Annotated in this window: 7 protein-coding genes; 2 read left to right on the top strand and 5 right to left on the bottom strand. The window is 62.6% G+C overall.

The window, feature by feature from the left end:
• The first annotated feature begins 20 nt into the window (after positions 1-20).
• Entirely contained in the window at positions 21-371 is a 351-nt protein-coding gene (copM, locus tag AC070A_RS34475; RefSeq protein ID WP_494773644.1) for a CopM family metallochaperone, read from the top strand.
• Between the two features lie 51 nt (positions 372-422).
• Here copM and AC070A_RS34470 read toward each other — a convergent pair whose 3' ends face one another.
• The 5 genes from AC070A_RS34470 to AC070A_RS34450 all read right to left on the bottom strand — a co-directional run bounded on the left by AC070A_RS34470 (position 423) and on the right by AC070A_RS34450 (position 5334).
• On the bottom strand, positions 423-911 hold the full coding sequence (locus tag AC070A_RS34470) for an SRPBCC family protein (protein WP_113738035.1): 489 nt from the start codon (positions 909-911) through the stop codon (positions 423-425).
• Positions 908-1120: a DUF2933 domain-containing protein gene (locus tag AC070A_RS34465; protein WP_057251613.1), complete on the bottom strand. Its 213-nt coding sequence runs from the start codon at positions 1118-1120 to the stop codon at positions 908-910. The genes AC070A_RS34470 and AC070A_RS34465 overlap by 4 nt, the downstream gene beginning before the upstream one ends.
• The gene (locus AC070A_RS34460) at positions 1117-3339 is read right to left on the bottom strand and encodes a copper-translocating P-type ATPase (protein WP_113738036.1); all 2223 of its coding nucleotides are present in this window, start codon (positions 3337-3339) and stop codon (positions 1117-1119) included. Before AC070A_RS34460 ends, AC070A_RS34465 begins: the two co-directional genes overlap by 4 nt.
• Before the next feature lie 78 nt (positions 3340-3417).
• Complete coding sequence (locus AC070A_RS34455; RefSeq protein WP_113738038.1) at positions 3418-4872, bottom strand: multicopper oxidase family protein; 1455 nt, start codon at positions 4870-4872, stop codon at positions 3418-3420.
• A 99-nt stretch (positions 4873-4971) separates the two neighbouring features.
• Entirely contained in the window at positions 4972-5334 is a 363-nt protein-coding gene (locus tag AC070A_RS34450; RefSeq protein WP_162771066.1) for a hypothetical protein, read from the bottom strand.
• A gap of 119 nt (positions 5335-5453) precedes the next feature.
• On the opposite strand from AC070A_RS34450, the gene AC070A_RS34445 reads away from it, so the two are divergent.
• On the top strand, positions 5454-6017 hold the full coding sequence (locus AC070A_RS34445; RefSeq protein WP_057251610.1) for a cytochrome c: 564 nt from the start codon (positions 5454-5456) through the stop codon (positions 6015-6017).
• The last annotated feature ends 136 nt before the right edge of the window (positions 6018-6153 follow it).

Below are 6153 nucleotides of genomic sequence, written 5' to 3'. Positions count from 1 at the left end.
GCGAGACTGTCCGCGATTTAGTGAAACGACTGTCCGGGATTTACCGGAATCGCTGTCCCGTTAATCCGAAATCCGCAATGAAGATGCCAGGCGGCATGCAGACCGGCGAAATGGCCGACCATCAGAAAGCGATGATGGAGTCCATGCAGAAAATGCACCCGGCCATGATGCAGGGAATGATGGCGAAGGATCCTGATGTCGCGTTCGTCTGCGGCATGATCGGCCATCACATGGGCGCGATCAGCATGTCCGAGGTCGAGCTGAAATACGGTGATGACGAGCAGGCCAAGTCCATGGCCCAGAAGATCATCGACGCTCAGAAGAAGGAAATCGAGGAGATGAGCGCCTGGGTCAAGGAACACGCCAAGTGAGGCCTCGCTAGCTTTGTCGGGAGGATACCGAGAGAGGCATCCTCCCGTTGGTCACTGCCGGAACCTGCTGGCGGCGTCCCGGGCCATCCGCGTGACGCACCAGCGTGCATAAATGCGCCCGAGGAGCGGGCCGATAATTCTGCCCGCCACCGTTGCCGGATCGTCGTAGTTGATGAATACCCGTAGCCGGGAGCCACCACCGGATCCATGGATCTCGAATCCCATCCTGTAGGCTCCGATGACAAGGAGGTCCGGCCGTCCCAGCGTCTCCCAGACCTTGCTGACCGGAGGCCGGTGTTCGACAATCACCTCGTCCACGGTGAGCTCCAGTCCGAGCACGCTGCCTCGCATCGAGATGCGGGATCCGACAGCGCGTCCGGCAGAATCGTCGAGCGAGTATGACATCCGTCCGCCGAGCATCATCATCGACGGCTTCCCCATGTGTGAACCGAGGGCGGCCTGGTCATCGAGGAAGTCGAAGAGCGTCTCGGGGGAAGCTGCAACATCGGTGACGGATTCTGCCGAGCGAATGTAGCTCATGTGATGTCCCCCGGCTCCGTCGGGTGGCTTCCACGGTCATGGCGATGCCCGCCGTGCCCATGCCCATGGAAGAGATGCATCAACGGGCACGGCAGCAACAGATAGGGCGTGAGACCCAACACGTGCTGCCAGTGCTCGCGAAGAACGAAGACCGCGGTAATCACCGCGAGCGAAGCGGCGAAGAAAGTCCATCTGCGATCCCACATCATATCCGTGCGCTCCTCAATCTCAGGGCATTGCCAATCACGCTGACGGACGAAAGCGCCATGGCGGCCGCCGCGATGATCGGCGAAAGCAGCAGCCCGAAAGCCGGGTAGAGCACTCCCGCAGCTACAGGTACGCCTGCAGCGTTGTAGATGAAGGCGAAGAACAGGTTCTGCCGGATGTTCGCCATGGTCGCATGGCTGAGGCGCCGTGCACGCACGATGCCTTGCAGATCGCCCTTCAGCAGCGTGACGCCCGCACTTTCGATCGCGACATCGGTCCCGGTTCCCATGGCGACGCCGACGTCGGCGGCGGCAAGGGCTGGGGCGTCGTTGACGCCGTCACCCGCCATGGCGACGATCCGGCCTTCCTTACGCAGTCGGGCGACGATCTCACTCTTGTGCTCGGGCAAGACTTCCGCCTCGACCTCCGTGATCCCCAGCTTGCGAGCGACGGCGCTGGCGGTGGTTCTGTTGTCACCGGTGAGCATGACCACGCGGACGCCGTCCTTGATTAGCGCTTCCACCGCAGCCGGTGTCGTGGCCTTGATTGGATCGGAAATCGCAAACAGACCGCCCAGGCGGCCGTTGATCGCCGCGAAGATCACGGTTGCTCCCTCGCCACGCAGTTCTTCCGCCTTTTGCGAGAGAGCAGAGACGTCCACCTTCTCCTCCGACATGATCCGGTGGCTGCCGATGATCAGCCTGCGACCGTCGACGATACCCATCACGCCCTTGCCGACCGGACTGTCGAAGTCTTCGGCAGACCCGAGGTCCAGGCCGCGCTCGTTGGCGGCATCGACGATGGCGCTTGCGAGCGGATGTTCGCTCGGCCGTTCCAAGGTGGCGGCCAGTCGCAGCAAGTCGGCTTCAGATACGCCGCTCACGGCGACGATTTCGGTGACCTTCGGCTTGCCCTCGGTGAGCGTTCCCGTCTTGTCGACCACCAGCGTGTCGACCTTCTCGAAGCGTTCGAGGGCTTCGGCGTTCTTGATCAGCACGCCGACACTCGCGCCCTTGCCGACACCGACCATGATCGACATCGGCGTGGCAAGACCGAGCGCGCAGGGGCAGGCGATGATGAGCACGGCCACTGCGGCGACCAGTCCGTGCGCGAACCGCGGCTCCGGTCCGATCATCATCCACGTCGCGAAGGCAATGACGGCAATCACGATGACGACCGGAACGAACCAGCCGGAGACCTCGTCGGCGAGCCGCTGGATCGGGGCGCGGGAGCGCTGCGCCTCGGCGACCATGTGGACGATCCGGGACAGCATGGTGTCGCGGCCGACCTTGCCCGCCTCCATGATGAAGCCGCCCGTCCGGTTCATAGTGCCGCCGATCAGTTTTGCCCCGACCTCCTTGGTGACGGGCATCGACTCCCCGGTGATCATGGATTCATCGATCGAGCTGCGTCCTTCGAGGAGAGTACCGTCGACCGGAACCTTCTCGCCAGGGCGAACGCGCAGCTTGTCGCCTACGACGACGGTCTCGAGCTCCACGTCCTCGTCGGTGCCATCGCTGCGGATGCGGCGGGCCGTCTTCGGCGCGAGATCGAGAAGCGCCCTGATCGCCCCGCCCGTCTGCTCGCGCGCCTGCAGCTCAAGAACCTGCCCGAGCAGCACCAGCACGGTGATGACGGCGGCCGCCTCGAAGTAGATCGCGACCGCTCCTTCGCTGGATCGGAATGTTTCCGGAAACAGGCCTGGGGCAACGGTTGCGACGACGCTGTAGACCCAGGCGACGCCCGTTCCCATGGCGATCAGCGTAAACATGTTGAGGTGCCGGGTGACGAGTGATTGCCAGGCCCGCTGGAAGAAGGGAGCGCCTGCCCAAAGGACGACCGGGGTCGCCAGGATGAGTTGGATCCAGTTCGACGTCTGTGCGCCGAGCAGCATGTGCAGATTGGTGAGATGACCACCCATCTCGAGCGCCAGCACGGGCAATGTCAGAACCAGGCCGATCCAGAGCCGTCGCCGCATGTCGACAAGCTCCGGGCTTGGACCCATGTCGGCCGTGACGACCTCGGGCTCGAGTGTCATGCCACAAATCGGGCAGTTGCCGGGGCCAATCTGGCGCACCTGGGGATGCATGGGGCAGGTGTAGATCACGCCATCCTGCTGTGAGCCCAGCGTGCCTGGGGCTTCGGCAGTCCTCGCGTTCTTATTGGCGTGGTGGTGATGGTCGTGACCTTCATGTACGTGGTGATGCTTATGTTCGTCCATGTGATTTCTCCGTAACGGTACCCGCCTCCAACAGAGCTAGCGTCCAGCCACCCAATAAGCGGGCCGGACGTCTCTTGTTTATGCGTAAGCGACGAAGGACATCATTCCCGATGCCATGTGATAGAGGTGATGGCAGTGGAGCGGCCAACGGCCCGGATTGTTTGCGTCGAACACTACGCTCACGCTCCCCATCGGTGGCACAACAACGGTATCCCTCACGGCGCCGCCGATTGCCTTTCCGTTGATGTCGACCACCTGGAAGTGGTGCCCGTGCAAATGCATCGGATGGGACATCATCGACATGTTGCGCATGACGATCTCGATCCTTTCACCTTGGCGAACGCCAAGGTTGTCGCCGCCCTCGATCCGCCAGTCGTAGCCGCTCATGCTGCCCATAAGCGTCAATTCAAACCGACGGTCGGCGGCACGGACGGCAAGCGGCGCGGCTGCTGCGAGCCGCGTTTCGAGGTCGAGCCCGACGATTGGACCGGAATCCTCTCCACGCGCTGCGATCCTGGCGATCGTGGCGCCCGTCGGCGCAAGGATGACCCCTGCGCGATGCTCAGTGCGCTCGCGCAGCGCCAGGATTGGATGGGCTTTGGCGGACTTCGGAAGTTCAAGCCGGATATCGAGCCGCTGTCCCATGGAGATCGGGAAGCGTGTCCCTAGAACCGGCTGCACCGGCTGTCCGTCGACGGCGATCAACTGTCCGGTGAGCGTGCCCGTGTCGATCGTGAAGGCGGTGGCCGTCGCGCCATTGATGATGCGCAGGCGGACGCGTCCGCCGCTCTCGACGGTGAAGACTTCAGGGTCGTCGAGCGTCCGGTCGTTGGCGAGATAGGCATCGTACTCGATGTCGTTCAGATCCATGGCGGCCATGCCTGGCATCGCCATGCCGGACATGTGGCCCTGCATGCTGGACGCCATGCCCTGCACCATCGCACTGTGGTCCATCCCGTGACCGCCCGATGATCCCTTCAGCTTGGCGTGCAGTTCTTCGGCAGGCGTGAAGGAGAAGTCGTGGAGCAGGATGACCACTTCCTGCTCGTCGCGCTGCCTGTCGTCGGCCGTCCGCACGATCAGGGGCGCGGCAAGCAGGTTCTGCTCCTGGAGCGTATGCGCATGCATCCAGTGCGTGCCGCCGGAGCCGACCGGAAACGTGTAGCGCCGGGTTTCCTTCGCTTTCAGAAGCGCTGCGGGATTGTCCGGGACTCCGTCCATATTCCATGGCGGCGCAAGTCCGTGCCAGTGGATGAGCGTCGCTTCGCCGCCTTGATTTGAAAGGGTGACGTCGAACGCAAGCTCCGCGTCGAGCGTCAGCCCGACAGCGCCATCCGGCTGAAGGAGCCCAAGCACGTCGGCGGCTTTGCCGTTCACCTCGATCACGCGCTTCGTGATCGCAAGGTTGCGGGTGCCCGCGCTTGATGTTGCTATGCTGGCCTCAGCCCAGCTTGTGTTTGGATGTAGGGCGGCGCCCGATGCGGCGACCACGACGCCCGACATCAGCCCGCCCAGGAATTCACGGCGTTTCATATCCATTGACCTCTCGTTCCGTGCCGGTCGATGCCGGCGAAAATCACACCACGCGGGTGCGATCGTGGAAGACCGCCGTCAAACGACGGCTGGTCCGGCTCATCCGGCGGATCGAGGAGGGCCGATGGCGGGTCGCGAAATGATGCCGTTGATGGGGGGGTGGGGTGTGAGGTCCCGGCGACCGCCGGACTTCAGGGTGACTTCGCCGAAGATCGGAGCCGGGAACAACGCATGGCACAGGCTGCAGATGCGCTTGCAGCACGCTTTCTGGTCGTCTGTTTCTTTCTCGGCGTGGAGATCGGCTTTCACCTGCGGGGAAACGACATGTTCACTGCCCGCAATGTGTGGCCCGCATTCGATGGGGGTCGCCTCAGCCTTCGGCACGGCCAGAAACAGAAGAGCGACCAAGATGGCCAGCAATTCTGTTGTGCATTTCCGGACGGTCTGGCTGACGGCGATCATGTTTTCGTCCGACACCTCGTGCTGTATTGACGACCACAGTGCGCGATCCTGGCAATCTCGCCTTGACCTTGATCAAACGCCGACAAGAGCGCGGCTCTCAATGAGAGGATTGCATCCGAATGTGTCCGAAGGTTGTAAAATGGTGCGGCCTTATTGTCGCTGCGATCGTGGCAGCGGGCTTTTCGACCACGACGGCCCAGAGAGCGGAAATCGACGTCGTTCGCCAAAGGCAGCAGGACATGAAGGCGATGGCCGCTGCCGCCAAGAACATCGATGCCATGTTCAAGGGGACACTGCCCTACGATGCGAAGGCTTTCAAAGCCGCCACCGAAACCATCAGGGCACATTCCGGCGAAAAGCTGTCGGTCCTGTTCGAAGGCTCCGTCACCGCCGAAGGTTCCAAGGCCAGCGCCGGCATCGAAGCGGAGCGACCGAAGTTCGACAAACTGGCTGCCGATCTCGGAACTTATGCCGCGGCGCTCTCAGTCGCGGCCGATCGCAACCCGGATGTTCTCGCTCTCGACATGCGAATGCAGGGCAGTGATGCGAAGATGGGCGGGCCGCTCGCCAAGAGAAACCCGGACGTGCCCGACCCGAAGACCATGCCCGCCGAGCACGCTTTCCATCTGATGCTGCAAATTTGCACCTCCTGCCACGCCAAGTTTCGCGTCCTAGCCGAGTAGCACAAGTCACTCTGCCACGGTGCAGGCCGCTATCCACCCCTGATGGGATCTCAAGGCGGTAGATTCGTGGTTGGCTTCGGTTTTTTGTTCGCATCGAAATCTGGGCAGCATCCTGAAGTGCACACTCCAATCTCAG

The organism is Ensifer sp. GW101-20A05 (assembly GCF_059424735.1).
This window is presented reverse-complemented; position numbering and strand designations above follow the sequence as displayed.

Bases quoted from the DNA above. Each gene is read 5' to 3' on its own strand.
- AC070A_RS34470 (WP_113738035.1), bottom strand. From the start codon at position 911: ATGAGCTACATTCGCTCGGCAGAATCCGTCACCGATGTTGCAGCTTCC.
- AC070A_RS34465 (WP_057251613.1), bottom strand. From the start codon at position 1,120: ATGATGTGGGATCGCAGATGGACTTTCTTCGCCGCTTCGCTCGCGGTG.
- AC070A_RS34460 (WP_113738036.1), bottom strand. From the start codon at position 3,339: ATGGACGAACATAAGCATCACCACGTACATGAAGGTCACGACCATCAC.
- AC070A_RS34455 (WP_113738038.1), bottom strand. From the start codon at position 4,872: ATGAAACGCCGTGAATTCCTGGGCGGGCTGATGTCGGGCGTCGTGGTC.
- AC070A_RS34450 (WP_162771066.1), bottom strand. From the start codon at position 5,334: ATGATCGCCGTCAGCCAGACCGTCCGGAAATGCACAACAGAATTGCTG.
- AC070A_RS34445 (WP_057251610.1), top strand. From the start codon at position 5,454: ATGTGTCCGAAGGTTGTAAAATGGTGCGGCCTTATTGTCGCTGCGATC.